Origin of the sequence: Phaeobacter sp. LSS9 (assembly GCF_003443595.1) — a bacterium.
Lineage (GTDB): Bacteria > Pseudomonadota > Alphaproteobacteria > Rhodobacterales > Rhodobacteraceae > Phaeobacter > Phaeobacter piscinae.
In genome coordinates, this window is sequence record NZ_CP031956.1 from 1,137,627 (window position 1) to 1,155,246 (window position 17,620).

Consider the following 17,620-nt stretch of genomic DNA (forward strand, 5'->3'; position numbering starts at 1 on the left):
AGCCACAAGCGAGCGCTTTTGAACACGACCAGAGGGCTGCGGTAGGGAGGAAGTGAGTGTTGATAAGCTTGCTACGTCCCCGCAATCGTTGATTGACATAGCGCGTCGAAAACTATACTATAACGTATAGTAAAATTCGATTGCGGATAGGATGTCTCATTGCAATCTCGACCATCAATATTTTTTTGCGCTCCTTATCCTGAAGAATCCTATTTGAAAGCAGTCCACACGGAAGGTGATTTTATCGACTGCTATTCAAGTAGTGCCAACGTCAGCCCTCGGGATGCACTGGAAGAAATCATATTGTTCCCCGGGTGGGCTCGCGCACTTTTGGCGGTTCGCAGGCTGACAACAACACCGTTTGGCTTGTCACAAGACGGACCCGTTGATGACGACAAAATAGGCTCCTTTCCGGTCGTCCATGAGACAAGCCAGGAGATCGTGGCAGGGTTTGACGACAAACACCTGAACTTTAGGGTGGCAGTCTTTGCCGATGGCAAAACCGTCTCCCTGACGACATGGGTCCACCCTCACGGCTTACCCGGGCGCATCTATCTTTCACTAATAATGCCATTCCACATTATGATTGCTCGCGATGCCGTTCGGCGTGTTGCTAATAAGTTTCCGACAGGATCTTGATCCCATGAATGACAGCACAGCGCGGTTTTCCAAAACTGCATCCGGCAAAGTGTCAAAAGACAAGTGGCTTGAGGTTGGGTTGGCCGTACTCTCCGAAATTGGAGCAAATGGCCTGACCATTGAACGGCTTTGTGCCATGACCGAGCGGTCAAAAGGCTCGTTTTATTTTCACTTCAGCTCTATCGAGGTCTATAAACTCGACCTCCTGTCCTACTGGGAGGGCAAGGCAACCGTCGAAACCGAAAACGGCGTTGTCGCCCACGATGATCCGATTGATCAGCGTCTTGCGATGCCACGTCTGGCGGCAGCGCTCTCCAATAGAGTTGAAGTTGCGATACGGGCTTGGTCGCATCATGACGCCAAGGCCAAAGCTGAAATACGCAAGGTTGACGCGCGCCGGATCGCGTTTGTCGCGGGTGTCATAGCGCAGACTGACGGCGTTCCGCTTGAGATTGCACAGAGGTTGGCCACAATCGAATACGCAGCATTCTTGGGCTTTCAACATCTTCTTGACGACGCCAGCCAGTCCGAACGTCAGAACATGTATGAAAGCACCCTCTTTCTTATTTCCCCCCACCTTCGAAGACCCGGAGAATAGTATGAAAACCTTCCGATTGATCTGCATCGTTTCAGGGCTTGCGCAGGCCGCACTTTTCTATGCCCTGATCACCGATCCGGAAGCAATGATTGGTTCCTTCGGCGTATCGACCAACGAGGCCGTTGCCTTTGTTGGGCGCAGAGCCGCTGTGTTATTTCTGGGTCTGTCCGTGATATCTTTCTATTCAGCGGCCGCCGCAAAAACAGCATTCCCGACAGCTATTGTTTTGAGCATTTCTTGGTTTGGGATCGCAGCAACAGGCATCTTTGAGTATCAACGGGGCTATGTAGGCAATGCCGCGTTTCCAGCCATAGGAACGGAGCTTCTGTTGGGAACGCTACTTTTGGGGAGCGGTATCATGAGCAAGCTTTCTCGAAAAAGTCATACAAGAGATCTGATACCGGAGGGAGTAGACTCCTAGGGTAAAGCGTCTGCAAGGGGCAGGTGAACCGTTCGCCGGGCTGATGCTCAGAAATCCCTGATAGAATGACCTTCTGAGTGCGGCATTTAGCTGGTACGATTTCAATATCAATGTCCGCCCCACAAACGCACGCATCGGAAAAATTCCAATTCCCCTTTTAAATTCAGTGATGAAATCTTGCCAGCGTAGGATTCTGCCCCACAGGCGCCAACTTAAGCGGTTGAATGCCGAAATGGAGCCGCCATCATGGCTTTATGATTGTTTGCAGCCATTCGGGTCGAGCGCGGCTAAGGTGTTAAATTGAGCCCGAAGCGACGGGTGCTGCACAGCTTGCAAATGTCTGCTATCAGAAATGTAAGCGATCAAGCCAGCCATTTCTGAAGCTGGTCGCATCTGATTTGCAAATCATGATTGGCAGGGATTTGAGAGGTGAGAACGCGTGTATAAACAGCTTCCCTTATTGATGATTTTTCTGGGGGCGACCATGGCCAATGCAGAGGAGTTCTGTGTTGTACCCGTAGCGGGAAGCGAGGCAAAGCTACCTGTGGAATTTGAGCAGCCGTACCGGATTGCAACGTCGCCACGCACCATTCCGGGTTTTGATGGGATGATAGTCAAGGCGGCCAATCGCCAAGAATTATATGAGTTCAATGGCTCGAGCCTGTCTTTAGTGGAGGATGATTTTCCGCATGTCTGGGGATTTGCGTTCGACCACGGTATCCACGTCGGGCCAGATGGAGAGGCTTTCGGGTTTGGGTCTCATCCGCGAGTGATTTTCCACCTTGGCTCAAATGCTTCGAGTTGGGAACCTATAGAAGCCACTCAAGGCTATGAGCACGCATTTTTTGACCAAGGTGCTGGCGAGGTTTATTGGCAGGCAACTTCGTCATACCCACTGAAGCGGATAAAAGCCAGCGGTGCCAGTGAGGAAGTTGATCTTCCGGTGTTCAACGGTGACCAGACAGTCTCCGTCCGAACCATCGCTGAGATCAATGGTGCTTTGGCCCTGACGGGACCACGCGGCTCAACAGTGCGAGCAAGCAGTTCACTGTGGTTCCGACCGTTTGCCGGGGAGTGGACCAGAACCTTAATAGACTTACCTGAAGGGCATCGTCTGCTTCCCACATTTCAGTATGCGCAAGTTGAGGTCGGCAACGGTATTATTCGGATATTTCCCTCCAACACCGCCTTTGCACCGCTGATCTTCCGTTTCTTCGAAGGCGAATTGGATTTTGTTAATAGTCTCCCCGCGGGGACTTGGGAGTATCATGCAGCAGGTCAGAATTGGGTCGGCAGGATTGGACCGTGGTCTCAATCGACAAAGACGGGCTTTGATTTTTGGAAGGAAACACCTGAAACGCTGCCGCCACATTTCTTAGTGCTTGGCCCAGATAAAACGGAGGCGCAACTCATTCCAGGCCTCACTTCACAAAGTGACGTGGCTGGCGAAACAATTTTTTATCACCCTCGCCCAATAACCTTTTCCGGCGAAACTCCAGTGTTCGTGCACGCAGACGAGGGAGTTGTGCTTCTTGATGGCGTATCGTTATCTCAAATGCAGGTGTTGTCCTATGAGGAGATTGGTGACCATCCCACCGTTAAATCCTTAGGGGGGCTGAATATCATCCAGTCTGAGATTGGGTTATTTTTCCTGGATGACAACCTCTCGCTCCACAGAGTTGCTAACTTTCCGGTGAAAGCTCCGTGGCCACATGAAGTCCGAATTGACTATGTCGAACCTTGGCAAGCCTACCTTGTCATCGACAAACGATCAGGTGAGATCCACGTTTCAAAGGATATGGGACGCTTCACAACCATCGAGTCCGATGAGCGGATCACCGGTCTCATAGGGGTGTTGCCTGAACCGACTTCGGTCTTGGTCATCGGAGAGGATCAGCTCTATGCGGTAAAGCAAGACTGTGACCCCTAATGGGCTCTCTCACAGGTTTGCACCGAGATCTGTTCGGCAAACTTGAAAGCAGTCATTGGCACACATGCAGCGCAAGCCTGCTTCGTCCCGATCCCGTTCGTTCGATGATGGTTAGCGGCTGCACGTGCGGCGAAGGTCTGTTCCTGCCATCGCTCATGCAGCATTGGATCGCCGCCCGACTGCCAGACCCCGAGACTTTGCAAAGGTCACTAACTGCGCGTCGCTGACGTCTACACTGATCGCAGCATCGCCTGGATCAATTGGACAGGCTTGAAGGTCCGCTTTCGGGAGCCCTTTCGCACTCGCAGCGGCGCTTGCGCTGCGCCCTGCCTGAAGGTCGCGTTTGGGCTGGCTGCGGTGATCCCATGATAGGCGTAGGTACGGGATCTACTGCAACTTTGGTGCTGCAACGCCGTAAGTCGGTAGTGAGCCCACAAAGCCGGATGCTGCGTCGATCACCAAAGACTGCATAGCGGAGTGCAGCTGACATTCCCAAGTTTAGCGGCCGGAAGCTACCGGGCATTCAAAAAACAGGAGGAGAATGTCTTAATTAGAGCTCGGTTAGCAGATTGAGTGGTTTAACCTTGAGTTATGAAAGTGATTTTGAAGCAAGCGAATAAACGCTCCTAAGCTTGATACCTACACTTCAGACTGATCACATTGATCCAACTTGACTGACGTTGCCTGCCGCTATGCTACGAAGCAGCCAACTGGTTGAGCCCAATATCTAAAAGAGCTGGCGCAACGGCGTGCGCCAGCCAAGTCTCAGGGGAGGTTCTTATACTTTGTCGGTCAATTCCGGCATGGCCTGGAAGAGGTCGGCGACGAGACCGAAGTCTGCGACCTGGAAGATCGGGGCTTCTTCGTCTTTGTTGATCGCCACGATCACTTTGGAATCCTTCATGCCCGCCAAGTGCTGGATCGCGCCGGAGATGCCCACCGCGATATAAAGCTCTGGGGCAACAACCTTACCGGTTTGACCCACCTGAAAATCGTTGGCCGCATAGCCAGAATCCACCGCCGCACGAGACGCGCCAACAGCCGCGCCCAGCTTGTCAGCCAGCTTTTCGATCAGCGCGAAATCTTCTTCAGACCCAACGCCACGACCGCCAGACACAACAATGCCCGCAGAGGTCAGCTCTGGACGATCGCTTTCCGCAACCTTGTCCTCAACCCACTCAGACAGACCAGGGTTGCCTGCTGCAGAGATGCTCTCAACAGACGCAGAGCCGCCTTCGCCTGCCGCATCGAAGGTCGATGTGCGGAAGGTGATGACTTTCTTCGCATCAGAGGATTTCACGGTCTGGATGGCGTTGCCCGCATAGATCGGGCGCTCAAAGGTTGCGCCGTCCACAACAGCCGTTGCGTCAGAGATCACCATCACATCCAGCAGCGCTGCAACGCGCGGCAGGATGTTTTTTGCATCCGTGGTCGCCGGGGCCACAATGTGCTCATAGTCGCCCGCCAGAGACGCGATCAGCGCCGCGGTTGGTTCCGCCAGACGGTGGCCCAGAGAGGCGTCTTCCGCCACCAGAACCTTGGCGACACCGTCGATCTTTGCAGCCGCTTCGCCCGCCGCTGCCGCAGAAGCGCCCGCCGCCAGAACCGTCACATCACCCAGAGCTTGCGCTGCGGTAACCGCTTTTGCAGTTGCGTCCAGCGCCAGTTCGCCGCCGGTGACTTCAGCCAGAAGAAGTACAGCCATCAGACAGCCCCCGCTTCGTTGAGTTTCTCGATCAGCTCATCGACAGAGCCCACTTTGATGCCAGCCGCACGCTCTTCTGGTTCAGTGGTCTTAACGACCTCCAGACGCGGAGCGACATCAACGCCATAATCGGCTGCCGTTTTCTCATCCAAAGGCTTTTTCTTAGCCTTCATGATGTTGGGCAGGGAGGCATAGCGTGGCTCGTTCAGGCGCAGGTCGGCCGTGACAATCGCCGGCATTTTAACCGCGATGGTCTGCAGGCCGCCATCCACCTCGCGGGTGATCTTGGCGCTGTCGCCTTCGATGTCCACCTCAGAGGCAAAGGTCGCTTGCGACCAGCCCAGCAGGGCCGACAGCATCTGGCCGGTGGCGTTCATATCATTGTCGATGGCTTGCTTGCCGCAGAGCACCAAACCCGGCTGTTCTTCATCCACAACCGCTTTCAGGATTTTTGCAACGGCCAGCGGTTCGATGTCGGTGTTCACATCCTCTGCTGCCACCACCAGGATGGCCCGATCCGCGCCCATAGCTAGGGCGGTGCGCAGGGTTTCCTGAGCTTGCTTCACGCCGATGGAAACAGCCACAATTTCATCCGCTTTACCCGCTTCTTTCAAGCGGATCGCCTCTTCGACGGCAATTTCGTCGAATGGGTTCATGGACATTTTAACATTCGCGAGATCCACACCGCTCCCGTCCGCTTTCACACGAACCTTCACGTTGTAGTCAATCACGCGTTTGACAGGTACCAAGACCTTCATTTGGGATTTCCCTTTGGATTACACTGCCGCCGTCAGGCGAGCTCGATTGATCTTTGATGTGCTGCTTTCAACGTGTCAGCAGCGAGGGTTTTCAAGGTATCGTCACGGGTCATCGCCTGAAGACCCGCGTGTGTCGTGCCATTTGGACTCGTCACGGTTTCACGCAAATGGGTTGGGTCAGAGGTCTGCTCCAGCAGACGTCCTGCCGCAATCACCGTGCCAATCGCAAGATCGCGGGCGGCAACAGCGGAAAGCCCCATGTCTTTCGCCGCTTCGATCATGGCTTCGCAGAGCGCGAAATAATAAGCCGGCCCACTGCCCGAGAGGGCCGTGACAGTATGCATATCATCTTCGCGATCAAGCCAGGTGAAGACGCCGATTGAGGCAAAGAGCGTCTCAATCAGCGCTTTCTGATCTGATGAGACGCTTGGACTCGCATAGCCCGCGCTGACCGCATGTCCGACCATGGCCCCAATGTTTGGCATGATGCGCACTGCAGCAAGATCACTTGGCAGCGCGCCTTCAATGGTTTCAGTGGATACGCCTGCGGCCACAGAAGCCAAAACTGTTTGCGGACCGATATGGGCTTGAACGGACTGGATTGCGTCGACCACCATCTGGGGCTTAGTTGCAAAGACAACGGCGTCCGCGGTGACGTCAGCGGGAATGACGCTGGCCTCTTTATAATACGAGTAGGTTTTGCCGGGCAGTGGCGTTTCCACCAGGTCTTCCAAAGTGGGTTCAATATGCGGATCAATCGCAATCAGATTCACCGGCATTTTCAATTCGGTCAGCCAGCCGCTGAGCATGGCGCTCCCCATGCGACCGGCACCTATAAGCATAATGGTTTTCATGAGCTCACCCTCAGAGAATGCCACGGTTGCTGGCGCGAAGTTTCGTCATGAACACCTCGTCGTCATAGCGTTCCAATGAGAACTTCTGGGCATAGGCCGGAAGTTCACCGTCGGCGACCCACGCTGCAGTCAATTCGCCGGAGCCGGTTGCCGCCATTGTGCCATAGCCTGATAGGGCTGCGTTCATAAAGGCACCCTTTGGACCCATTGGTCCGATCAAAGGCCAGTTCTCTTCGGTCATAGTGTAATAGCCACCATAGTGATGCATGGTGCGAGGCAAGTTGTCGTAATAGGCCTTGAGCGATGGGTTCAAACGCGCCGCACCTCGCAGGACGATCTCTGGGAAGTTGTCCATCAACTCAGGTTGCCAACTTGCCCGGGTTGGTTCTTCGTTAAAGGCCCAGCCGAGCTTGAGCCAGGTGCCACCGTCTCCACCATCGGGGCGGCAATGGATGCATCCGGGCATGGCTTCGGCCAACCAGCGATACCCTGGCTCTCCAAGCAGCATTTCGCGTTCTTCTTCGGTCCAGTCGATATTCTGACCATCGAGATCGATGGAAAACGGCATATCGCGCGGGATCGCTTTTTCGCGGTCGGCAAATGCGATCTTTTGTTGGAATGTGCAGTGAACTGGCAGAGACACACCAAGCATTTCAGCGACCTCTTTCGCAAATGGCCCGGCCGCATTCACAATTTTGTCTGCATGGACTGTTTTCGTGTTTCCGCCACTTAGCTCAATTGCATAGCTATCCGTCTGATCAATCTGATCAACAGAACCGATGATGCGAACAACGCCAACTTCTTTGAGATATTCAAGCATATACATGCCGAGCTGCTGACCACTTATATCGCCACCACGGCGGATGTGGACAATGGCCTGAACGTCATGGGCATAAGATGGGAATGTCGCACGGATCAGATCTTGGTTCTGCAGAATATCAACGCCATCTGGAACGCCCTCCCAATCCGGTTTGATCGGGCGGTGATAGGTGGGTGCCTCTGCATCCGTGTGATAGCGCAGAAGCGTATTGGCAGATTCTCCGAGACCATCGTGGAGCTGAGATACCAGCTCATCGATATCTGTGCTTCGCGTGATCAGCGTATAGCCTCGGCGGTTCATATTGATGCGATTGCCGCTGTCGCGCGCCACACCTTCCAGCAAATCGATAGAACGGTTGGTGAAATCGACCATCTCTGGATGGGGCCACCAGTTACGGTAGTTCTCGCCGGATTGCGCAGATGTGAACTCCATGGGTTGGCCGCGGTCTAACAGGGCAATGTTTGTGATGCCGTGGTTCTTTGCCAAGTAATAGGCGGTGGAGATACCGATGATCCCGGTGCCTATGATCGCAACATCGAATTTGGATTGTGGTGACATGTGTCGATTACCGATTTTCTGGTTTAGCGATTCTATGAGGGTGCATTTTTGCGGTTGGTGTCTGCGCCAAGCATAAAATTAATGCCCAAACAGATGATGTCCAAAAAGTGAGTCGAAGCATTTTGAAGTGCGGCCCACTTTCATCAAAAATCTCGAACGTCTTGATAACTCTGTTCATTTCTTCACCAACATTGAGCTGCAATGCGCGGATTTTTCTTTCTACCCGCCCCTTTTCGTATCCCTTGTTGACAAAATGGTATACGTTTTGCAACAAGAGAATCCATTGGAGGGAAGATGACAGAAGATTTGCAAAGCGTTGCACAAAGAGCGGCCGCACCGATTTATCAGGCGTTGAAGGCGGCTATTCTTGCATCTGAATTGCCCGCAGGTAGTGCCCTGCGGCAAATCGAAATCGCCAAGCAATTCGGTGTTAGCAAGGTGCCTGTGCGCGAGGCCTTGCAAAAGCTCGAGGCCGAAGGCTTTGTTCTGTTACTCCCAAACAAAGGCGCTTTTGTTCGTGAGGTATCTGCTTCTGAAGTGCTCGATCTCTTGGATATAAGAGCAGCCCTTGAAGGTCAGGCGGTAGAAAATGCCGTGCCAAATATGATTGAGACGGACCTGTCCGCACTCAAGGCAAATCTGGCAGCTTATTCTGAAGCGCCCGACATTCCGGCCTGGAGCCAAATCAACTTACAGTTTCACCGGATGCTGTGTGAGCCCTGCGGCAACGCGCAATTGATGCTGATGCTGGAAGATATCCAGCTTAAAATTGGCCCCTTCCTACGCTTGATTGTGACCGAAGCCAGCGGCATGGAGCGACCTCGCAAGGATCACGTGCAGATCGTGGAGGCCTGCCTGCGCGGCGACGCCAAAGAAGCAGCCTTGCTCGCCCGCAAACATATTGAAGAAACAAAAAAAGAAGTGGCCGCGTTCATGCGCAGGCGACCGTCCCGTTAATCCAAAACCTAACCAATCTTAATCACTCATACGACCAAAGGGAGTTTGACATGAGTAAACTGACAAAAATCGCACTGATGACCGGTGTAGCGCTGTCCATGGCAGCCGGTGCATCTGCGCAGGATCGCAAATTCGTCAATATTGGCACAGCCGGTATCGGCGGCGGTTATTACCCAACCGGTGGCTTCATCTGTAACGTGCTGAACAAAAGCCGTAAATCACAGGGTCACAACGTCCGTTGTACTGTTGAATCCACTGGCGGCTCTGTTGCGAACCTGCGCTCTATCCAAGCGGGTGAACTGGATGTGGCGATTGTACAGTCTGACTGGCAATATCACTCCTTCAACGGCACTTCCAAATTTGAAGAAGCGGGTGCCAATGAAGATCTGCGCTTCCTCTTCTCTCTGCACATGGATACAGCGCACCTTGTGTCCCGCGCAGATGCAGGCACCAAGGACTTCCCTGATCTGAAGGGTAAAACTGTAAACATCGGTAACGCCGGTTCCGGTACAGAAGCGACCATGACCTTTGCGCTGTCTCGCTATGACGAAACACCAGAGGACTACTTTGGCCAGGCAACACGCCTGACATCTCGCGAGCAGGCACAGGCGCTGTGTGACGGCAAGATCGACGCCTTCTTCTACACAACCGGCATCACAGCGTCTTCGATCACCGAAGCGACCAATACCTGTGACGCGGCGATTGTGAACTGGAGCGACGACACCATTGACGGCATGATCGGAGAATTCCCATATTATGCAAAATCCATCATCCCAGCAGGCACTTATCGTGGCCAGGATGAGGAAGTCACAACTTGGGGTCTCTCTGCAACCCTGGTTGCAACCGCAGCAGCGGACGAAGAGGTGGTCTACAATATGGTGAAATCTGTGTTTGACAACTTCGAAGACTTCAAAGCGCAGTCGACACTTTACACCCACATCAGTCGTGAAGGGTCTTCTGTGAACGGGCGTTCCGTGCCTTACCACCCAGGTGCAGAGCGCTACTTCCGCGAAGTTGGCCTGATCAAGTAATCGAAACAAATATTCGGCGGTCGCAGTGATGCGGCCGCCGATGTGCATCTAACTTTCGGGAGTGAAGATGACCGACAAGACTCATCAAGAAGAACTGGACGATCTGATTGCCGAGAATGACACCGGCGCGCGTGATCCTTCGGGTCTTGCAAAGAAAATCGTGCTGGGTGTGGCGCTGCTTTGGCCGCTATACCAGCTTTATATGGCGTCTCCGCTTCCTTTCGTGACAGGCTTTGGTCTGATTGACGATAGCCAACAACGGGCCATTCACCTGGCCTTTGCGCTGTTCTTGGGCTTTATGACCTTCCCAGCCTATGTGAATGCACCACGGTCCTACATTCCAGCCTATGACTGGATTTTTGGCATTCTGGCGGCTTGTTGCTCTCTCTATATTTTGGTCTTCTATCGCGACGTGGTTAACAATGCTGGCGGTATTCGCACTTCGGCAGAAACCTTTGTTTCCATTGCAGGCATGATCTTGGTTATGGAGATCACCCGGCGGGTGCTTGGTATCTCGCTTGTAATTGTGGCGACGGTGTTCTCGATCTACGTCTTTGTCGGTCCGATGTTGCCCGAACTGATCTCGCACCGAGGGTTCAGCCTGAACCGCTATGTCGACCATATGTTCCTCACCACCGAAGGTGTCTTTGGCCTACCGCTTGGGGTTTCAAACAGCTTTATCTTCCTGTTCGTTCTGTTCGGGGCGCTGCTGGATAAAGGCGGCGCTGGGAACTTCTTTATCAAACTGTCGTTTTCCATGCTCGGCCACCTGCGCGGCGGACCGGCGAAAGCGGCTGTTGTGTCTTCTGGCCTAACCGGTCTGATTTCAGGCTCGGCGATAGCAAACGTTGTGACCACTGGCACCTTCACCATTCCGCTGATGAAACGGATCGGGTTCTCCGGTGAAAAAGCCGGGGCGATTGAAGTGTCCTCATCCATCAACGGTCAGATCATGCCACCTGTGATGGGGGCTGCGGCCTTCTTGATGACCGAATTTGTGGGCATCACCTACTTCGAAGTCGTCGTGCACGCCTTTGTGCCGGCCATCGTCAGCTATGTCGGCCTGTTCTACATCGTGCATTTGGAAGCGGTTAAGGCGAATATGCCAATGCTTGCAAAAGTGCGCGAGTCCTCCATGTTGCAGAAAATCTGGAGCTTCCTCTTCGGATTCGGCTCCGTCGCATTGGTGAGCGGTATCGTCTATGTCGTGGCAACAGGCCTAGGCATAGTTGCGGACAGCTGGGCCACTCCGATTGCCGGCGTGATCATGGCTGTTCTTTACATCTGGCTCCTGAAAATTGCTGCGCGCTACCCAGAGCTTGAAATCGACGATCCAAACGCGCCGCTCGTCGAAATTCCTCAATTGAAGCCAACCCTGATGGCGGGCCTGCACTTTGCGCTGCCAATCGGTGTTCTGATCTGGTGCCTGATGATCATGCGCCTATCACCCGGCCTTGCGGTCTCCTGGGCGATTGTTGTGATGGTCATCATCATGCTGACCCAGAAAGCAATCCTGTCTTACTTCCGTGGTCAAAAGTCATCTGGCTTTGGAGCTGAGATGAAAGAAGGCTTTGCTGACCTCATCGAAGGCTTCATTGCAGGCTCTCGTAACATGGTGGGCATTGCCGTTGCCATGGGCGCGGCTGGTATCATCGTTGGCGTGGTGTCCCTGACAGGTCTTGGCCTCTTGATGACAGAAATCATCAATGCGGTCGCAGGAGGCAACGTGATGATCATGCTACTGTTTACAGCCATCATGTGTATCATTCTGGGCATGGGCCTGCCGACCACCGCGAACTATATCGTTGTGGCAAGCGTCATGGCTCAGCCTCTAGTGACCTTGGCCGCTCAAAACGGTCTGGTGATCCCGCTCTTTGCCGTGCACCTCTTTGTGTTCTACTTCGGCCTTATGTCTGGCACGACCCCCCCTGTGGCCGTCGATAGTTTCGCGGGGGCTGCGGTGGCGCGCTCTGACCCGATGAAAACCTGTATTCAGGCGTTTTACTACTCGCTGCGGACAGCCATCCTGCCGTTCATCTTTGTCTTCAACCCAGAGATGCTTTTGATCGGCGTTGAAAACTGGTGGAGTGCCGCCCTGATCATTGTCTCATCGACGATTGCGATGTGCGCCTTTGCGGCGGCAACGCAGGGTTATTTCCTGGTGCGAAGTTTCAAACTCGAAAGCGCCTTGTTGATTGTCATCGCGCTCTCCCTGCTACGTCCGGCCTTCTGGCTCGACATGGTGCAACCGCCGTTCACAGCGGTTGACCCAAAGTCGATCTATGAGATCGTCGAAAGGGCCGAGGATGATGCGCAGATCCAAATGTATATGCGGGGTGAGAACTTCTCGGGTGACATCGTCGAACGGAAGGTGGCCATTCCATTGGGTAAAACCGGAGAGTCTGGTGAAGACCGCCTGCAGACCGCCACCGGTATTACCATGCGGATCGATCCAGAGGGTGTGTTTGTCGACAATGTGGGCTTCAACAGCCCGGCCCAGAAGTGGGGTGTGGACTTTGACTGGGAGGTTCTGGAACTGAACCAGCCAAACACCCGCCTGGCCAAGGAATGGTTCTATATTCCGGCCTTTGGCGCGCTGGCATTGCTGATGCTGTTCCAGATATCGCGTCGCCGTAATCAAGGAGAAGCACAAAATGTATAATCACATCCTTGTTCCGATCGACCTTGATCAACCTGAAGCGAGTGAGAAGGCGGTGAAAACCGCCGCTCAAATCGCGCGGGACTACGGGGCCACGCTGCATTTCCTGAATGTGGTGGTTCCGGTGGGTACGCTGGCGTCAACATTTTTCCCGGATGGCTTTCAGAAAAAAGTGACCAAGGCCGCGATGGACCGACTGCATGAGTATTCAAAGGCTCAAAATGTGGAAGACATCACTTTGCATCATGTGGTCGCTGAAGGCTCGATCTATGATCAGATTCTGAACATATCAGAACGTGTCGAATCCGACCTGATTGTCATGGCCTCGCACCGTCCAGAGCTGAGTGATTATTTGCTCGGTCCCAATGCCGCACGCGTAGTGCGACATGCGAAGTGTTCCGTCATGGTTGTGCGTGAGTGAGTGCCCATCGGCTGAGAGCTTTTGCAGTCAGAAAAGCTGGGCTATAGCTTAGCTATGACCGACATTTCAAACAGTAAAAGTTCCAGCCAACCCATCTACGACCGGCTCAAGGAAGAGATCACAACAGGTCTGCTCACTCCCGGTTTGGCGCTAAGGCAACCTGAACTGGCAAAACGATTTGGAGTCAGCAAAGTGCCGGTGCGCGAAGCACTTCTGAAGCTCGAGGCAGAGCGTTTTGTCGAGTTTCGTAAAAACCGCGGTGCCATTGTGCGTGAAGTTTCAGACGAGGAAATTCTGGATCTCATTGATATTCGTGTTGCACTTGAATGTCTTGCCGTTGAATTGGCCGTTCCTAACATGATCTTCGCCGATTTCGCGAGGGCTGAGGGGATTTTGCAATCCTATGCAACCCAGACTGATCCCAAAGCATGGAGCGAACACAACATCGCATTCCACCAATGCATCTACGAACCATGCCACAACGATCACTTATTGCGCATGATCTCGGACTTGAGAGCCCGACTGGGGCCTTATTCCAACAAACTCGTTTCGGTGGCATCAGGCATCGAACGCCCTCATCAAGAACATTTGGCTATCTTGGCAGCGTGTAAAGAAGGTAATGCGAAAGAGGCGGCAGCTTTAATGCGCAAACATATTGTGACGACGAAGAAGGTCGCTGCTGCGTATCTAAGGCGGAAATGAAACCGTCGACGGTTTGTCGACGGTTTGATGACCCGGCCGATGTATTAATAACGCTTGTTTATGTCGAGAATGTATCTTGGAAATAGCATTTTCTATTGCGCACCCGCCAAGGATATCCTGCATCGGTGCCGCACGCAGCGGAGCTTTGATTATAACCTAAGTCGAATTTGGCTGATCCCAGCCTATTACAACGCTGGTGGAAAATCGTTTTGAACGAAGGTTTCTGGACCTCCCTGCCATTAATGCAGATCGCAACGAATGCCCGAAATCCGTCTGACGTAGATATCTGGCATGTCTGCTTTGTGCTAGGGACCGGACATACGGAGGCAGAGGTGGAACGGCGGGTTTGTCCCGCCCCCTTCCATTCGATGATGGTTGGCGGCTGCACTCGCGGCGAAGGTCAGCTTTTCCTCGTGCGGCTGCGGCATTGATCGCTCGTCATGGCACCAGATCCACCGACTTTGCAAAGGTCGCTATCTGCGCAGTGCTGACGTTGGGGCTACAAAACTGCGCTTGCGAAGAACTTTGGCGAAGTGTGCAAGTCCGTCAGAATCAGTTCCAAGTTAAGGGCGTTGAATAAGATAGTCGTATTCGGTCATCTATTTGATTTTATGTAACTAATCGCGTTCTAGGAGCTGGCCCTTCCGATAGTGCGCTAATTCCAAGTTCGGCGAACCAACTTAGCGGTTGGAAACTTAACATAAGTGCCCTTATTGGGTTTTTACGGCGCTGCTGTGGTGGCGCCGCTTTGGTTGGGGAGCTGTGCCCTCACAGCCTTACAATAAAGGCCGACAGGGCAGGTGGGCGCGGCTGTGCGCTACGATGGGGGGCCTGGGCAGCATAGAGGCAGGTAGCCCCGGATAATTTGAAGCTTGAACTGTCTCAATTTTCGACATCAGCCCCAAATTCGCCCGATTTTCAAGTTGTGCAAGACAAGCGCCATTTTGGCCCGAGCCTTTAAAACCCTCTTGAAAACCCAATTTTCTATGCGTCATCCGGGTTCGTCCGGCTTCCTCCGGTTTCTTCCGGTTACTGCAATATCAAGTGTCTCCTAACATGGGGCTGCAATACTGCTCTTGCGAAGAACTTCGGCGAAGTGTGCAAGTCCGTCAGAACCAGTTCCAGGTTAAGGGCTGTGGATAAGACAGTTGTGTTTGATCATCTATTTGATTTTATATAGCTAATCCCGTTCTAGGAACTGACCCTTCCGATGGTGCGCTAGTTCCAAGTTCGGTGGACCACGTGGCGGTTAGAAACTTAACGTAAGGGCCCTCATTATGTGCGCCAGCTGCAAAGCATCAGCCAGCGCATTAAGGACACAGCGGTTCAATCTGCCTGGTGCGAAGCAGAACTTTGGGGCGAATAGCTGAACCGGGAAGATCGGGACAGAGCTACCTTTCGTTGCGTCAGCACTAAAGTCCGCATTTAATCCCCGCCATAAATACCCGACCAAAAACAGCCGATACTGACGAGAAACTTGCTCAGGCTTGAGCGTTGTGGATGGGTCAGTCTGAATTTGACGACAAGAACAAGACCAGCGGTTTAGCACGCTCGTCTTCCGTGAGGTAGATCAAGTCTCCAATATCCTCGAAACAGATATTCATGGAACTTGGGTTTGCGTCCACAGGGTAGACGCTTTCACAGAGCTCACTGAGCTCCTGATCGCCGCAGGTAAGGCCAAGATTCTCAATATCGGCTATGTATCTCTCGGTTGTCTCTGGGTCGGTTTCTGGGCCTTCGAACCGGCCTCCGAGAGCGTAGTAGTTACTTCGCGCAATTTCTGTGAGTGCTGATTTGATTGCCGGTTTCGGCTCAATCACCGTGCTAATGACAGTGACTTGGCGACATGCGTATCCGGCACCTTGGTGTTGGAACGCCATCCAATTCCTTGTGATTGGCAGTACTGGCACAACGTCCGTGAACGCCAGCATTGCGACGACGCCATGATCGACACTGTCTGACAGCTCGTCGAAATAGTTCCAAGTGAACACAGTCTTGAGGCGACCATCCCGCATCAAGTTTGGTCGCTTTGCCGCCTCAGTAAGCGTTGCCAGCAGTTTCGGATAATCCGCATATCGGTATGGACCACCATAGTCTGGTTTCAAACGGCACAGGCCGTCATCGCCCCGATACTCCTTCAACATGTTTTCTTCGACTAGCATTCGAACTGGATATCTCGAAACTTCGGTTATGTCGAATGCGCCAGAGCGGCCATTCGTCGTTAGCGCAGCATTCGCTACTTTGGGCTCGTAGCGGCCTTGCGGCGCCCGCGGCACCGGGTTGCGGGGATGCCGCACCTCGTCATCGCTGCCAGATGACATCAGCCAGCCCATTGCCGACATTGAGCAATGAGCCGCGCGGTTCTCCGCCCCCCCCCTGAAAATGCGTGGCCTTAACTTTGTTGAGCTATCCCCTAAAAAAACGAACTAGGAGATTTTCTTCAAGAGTTTTTGGTGCCGTTTTTCAGTTGAATTCGTTAATCGGGCGCTCACCGTCTGGCAGCTCAAGAATTCTTGAGATAGCCTTGTGTCGGTCAATTCTTTGCTTCCTATTATTCACCCCTTCGCGCGCAGACAGCGCGTACTCGTCAGGTAAATTTTGCGAGAACTCAACTAATTTTTCTGCGACATCAAGCGGGTTTCGATCTTCCAGTTCAAAAATATGCCAGGCGCAAATTACCATCAAGGAAAATGAATTTGACTTATTCCACCACATTGAGTCGCTAGGGATTTCAAGACTCAATATGAACTTACTTGCTCTATCGAGGCGACTGACTAGCTCATCTCGTTTGGCGAAATTGCTATCCCCTGCCTCTAGAAACTCTCGCGTTCGGTCGTTTCTGGTGAAAAATCCAGACGCAATAGTCGAAAGCAAATTTAGAGTGTACATCAAGTGAACCACTCGGGCAAGTTCCTGGGCAGTAAATATATCTTTTTTCAAGACTAGCGCCTGAAAGCTATCAACTTTCTTTCCCCGTGCCCAATCAATGAATTCAGGTGGTTGAAGCGGGTATGTGCCTAATGGATCCTCATCGTCTTCCTGATTGCCTGGGTCAATCTCGAGTAGACCACACGCAAATTTGGCAATGAGCATTAAGTCGACAGTAGCAAATTCTGTCGACATCTTCTCAATCGCAGAAAGTGCATAAAAAGTTCGATTTAGTCGCTGAAAAATATCAATTATTTGAGAGTCGCTAGCCTTAATCTCTAGATCGATAACGGGAACTTGATAGCGAAGGAAGTCCTCCCGTGCTTCGGGGGGTAAATCAGAAAACTTCTTGCCTTGAACGGACAGGTTACCTCGGACGTATTCTGTAATTGCGTTCATCCGCTGCTGGCCATCCACTATACAAGCCTGACTGCGCATGGTCTCGACATCAATCTCACCTTGAGCGATGAAAATTTGAGGGAAAGGCAATCCCAGTAAAATAGTTTCCACAAAATCCCTTTTATGGACTTCTCGCCAGACCAAGTTCCTTTGAAAGTAAGGGCTCATGATAAGCTTTTTTTCCTCGACCTCTGTCACGAGGTTGATCAGATCTCTTGAGCGTACATGATAGCGTAACAC

General features: G+C 52.7%; 16 protein-coding genes. 9 read left to right on the plus strand and 7 right to left on the minus strand.

Annotated features, from left to right (window positions below):
• Window positions 1-159: 159 nt before the first annotated feature.
• From D1820_RS05435 to D1820_RS05450, 4 genes are all read left to right on the plus strand, one after another.
• Window positions 160-639, plus strand: a complete 480-nt coding sequence (locus tag D1820_RS05435; protein ID WP_254683360.1) for a DUF2867 domain-containing protein — start codon at window positions 160-162, stop codon at window positions 637-639.
• A 4-nt stretch (window positions 640-643) separates the two neighbouring features.
• Entirely contained in the window at window positions 644-1,237 is a 594-nt protein-coding gene (locus D1820_RS05440; protein ID WP_162894071.1) for a TetR/AcrR family transcriptional regulator, read from the plus strand.
• A 1-nt stretch (window position 1,238) separates the two neighbouring features.
• Complete coding sequence (locus D1820_RS05445) at window positions 1,239-1,658, plus strand: hypothetical protein (RefSeq protein ID WP_118068136.1); 420 nt, start codon at window positions 1,239-1,241, stop codon at window positions 1,656-1,658.
• Between the two features lie 439 nt (window positions 1,659-2,097).
• Entirely contained in the window at window positions 2,098-3,588 is a 1,491-nt protein-coding gene (locus tag D1820_RS05450) for a hypothetical protein (RefSeq protein ID WP_162894072.1), read from the plus strand.
• Between the two features lie 778 nt (window positions 3,589-4,366).
• Here the strand turns inward: D1820_RS05450 and D1820_RS05455 are convergent.
• From D1820_RS05455 to D1820_RS19075, 5 genes are read right to left on the minus strand one after another with little or no spacing between them, the layout of a single operon-like run.
• On the minus strand, window positions 4,367-5,293 hold the full coding sequence (locus D1820_RS05455; protein WP_118068138.1) for an electron transfer flavoprotein subunit alpha/FixB family protein: 927 nt from the start codon (window positions 5,291-5,293) through the stop codon (window positions 4,367-4,369).
• Window positions 5,293-6,051: an electron transfer flavoprotein subunit beta/FixA family protein gene (locus tag D1820_RS05460; protein ID WP_118068139.1), complete on the minus strand. Its 759-nt coding sequence runs from the start codon at window positions 6,049-6,051 to the stop codon at window positions 5,293-5,295. Before D1820_RS05460 ends, D1820_RS05455 begins: the two co-directional genes overlap by 1 nt.
• A gap of 32 nt (window positions 6,052-6,083) precedes the next feature.
• On the minus strand, window positions 6,084-6,929 hold the full coding sequence (gene proC / locus D1820_RS05465) for a pyrroline-5-carboxylate reductase (RefSeq protein ID WP_162894073.1): 846 nt from the start codon (window positions 6,927-6,929) through the stop codon (window positions 6,084-6,086).
• Complete coding sequence (locus tag D1820_RS05470) at window positions 6,916-8,283, minus strand: FAD-binding oxidoreductase (protein WP_118068141.1); 1,368 nt, start codon at window positions 8,281-8,283, stop codon at window positions 6,916-6,918. Before D1820_RS05470 ends, proC begins: the two co-directional genes overlap by 14 nt.
• Window positions 8,284-8,290: 7 nt before the next feature.
• Window positions 8,291-8,554 carry a hypothetical protein gene (locus tag D1820_RS19075; RefSeq protein WP_162894074.1) on the minus strand — a complete coding sequence of 88 codons (264 nt, stop codon included), beginning with the start codon at window positions 8,552-8,554 and terminating at the stop codon, window positions 8,291-8,293.
• A 23-nt stretch (window positions 8,555-8,577) separates the two neighbouring features.
• Here D1820_RS19075 and D1820_RS05475 point away from each other — a divergent pair, with 23 nt between their 5' ends.
• The 5 genes from D1820_RS05475 (at window position 8,578) to D1820_RS05495 (ending at window position 14,053) form a co-directional block, all read left to right on the plus strand.
• Entirely contained in the window at window positions 8,578-9,240 is a 663-nt protein-coding gene (locus tag D1820_RS05475) for a GntR family transcriptional regulator (protein WP_118068142.1), read from the plus strand.
• Between the two features lie 50 nt (window positions 9,241-9,290).
• Window positions 9,291-10,271 carry a TAXI family TRAP transporter solute-binding subunit gene (locus D1820_RS05480; protein ID WP_118068143.1) on the plus strand — a complete coding sequence of 327 codons (981 nt, stop codon included), beginning with the start codon at window positions 9,291-9,293 and terminating at the stop codon, window positions 10,269-10,271.
• 67 nt (window positions 10,272-10,338) lie between these two features.
• The gene (locus D1820_RS05485) at window positions 10,339-12,933 is read left to right on the plus strand and encodes a TRAP transporter permease (protein WP_118068144.1); all 2,595 of its coding nucleotides are present in this window, start codon (window positions 10,339-10,341) and stop codon (window positions 12,931-12,933) included.
• Window positions 12,926-13,351, plus strand: a complete 426-nt coding sequence (locus D1820_RS05490) for a universal stress protein (RefSeq protein WP_118068145.1) — start codon at window positions 12,926-12,928, stop codon at window positions 13,349-13,351. Before D1820_RS05485 ends, D1820_RS05490 begins: the two co-directional genes overlap by 8 nt.
• Window positions 13,352-13,405: 54 nt before the next feature.
• Entirely contained in the window at window positions 13,406-14,053 is a 648-nt protein-coding gene (locus D1820_RS05495; RefSeq protein ID WP_118068146.1) for a GntR family transcriptional regulator, read from the plus strand.
• Between the two features lie 1,505 nt (window positions 14,054-15,558).
• Here D1820_RS05495 and D1820_RS05500 read toward each other — a convergent pair.
• Window positions 15,559-16,374: a hypothetical protein gene (locus D1820_RS05500; protein WP_162894075.1), complete on the minus strand. Its 816-nt coding sequence runs from the start codon at window positions 16,372-16,374 to the stop codon at window positions 15,559-15,561.
• Between the two features lie 142 nt (window positions 16,375-16,516).
• Window positions 16,517-17,620 carry a DUF262 domain-containing protein gene (locus D1820_RS05505; RefSeq protein WP_118068148.1) on the minus strand — a complete coding sequence of 368 codons (1,104 nt, stop codon included), beginning with the start codon at window positions 17,618-17,620 and terminating at the stop codon, window positions 16,517-16,519.

Coding starts and splice junctions, on each gene's coding strand:
- D1820_RS05460 (WP_118068139.1), bottom strand. CDS start 6,051: ATGAAGGTCTTGGTACCTGTCAAACGCGTGATTGACTACAACGTGAAG.
- D1820_RS05485 (WP_118068144.1), top strand. CDS start 10,339: ATGACCGACAAGACTCATCAAGAAGAACTGGACGATCTGATTGCCGAG.
- D1820_RS05470 (WP_118068141.1), bottom strand. CDS start 8,283: ATGTCACCACAATCCAAATTCGATGTTGCGATCATAGGCACCGGGATC.
- D1820_RS05455 (WP_118068138.1), bottom strand. CDS start 5,293: ATGGCTGTACTTCTTCTGGCTGAAGTCACCGGCGGCGAACTGGCGCTG.
- D1820_RS05440 (WP_162894071.1), top strand. CDS start 644: ATGAATGACAGCACAGCGCGGTTTTCCAAAACTGCATCCGGCAAAGTG.
- D1820_RS05500 (WP_162894075.1), bottom strand. CDS start 16,374: ATGTCATCTGGCAGCGATGACGAGGTGCGGCATCCCCGCAACCCGGTG.
- D1820_RS05475 (WP_118068142.1), top strand. CDS start 8,578: ATGACAGAAGATTTGCAAAGCGTTGCACAAAGAGCGGCCGCACCGATT.
- D1820_RS05495 (WP_118068146.1), top strand. CDS start 13,406: ATGACCGACATTTCAAACAGTAAAAGTTCCAGCCAACCCATCTACGAC.
- D1820_RS05490 (WP_118068145.1), top strand. CDS start 12,926: ATGTATAATCACATCCTTGTTCCGATCGACCTTGATCAACCTGAAGCG.
- D1820_RS05480 (WP_118068143.1), top strand. CDS start 9,291: ATGAGTAAACTGACAAAAATCGCACTGATGACCGGTGTAGCGCTGTCC.
- D1820_RS05445 (WP_118068136.1), top strand. CDS start 1,239: ATGAAAACCTTCCGATTGATCTGCATCGTTTCAGGGCTTGCGCAGGCC.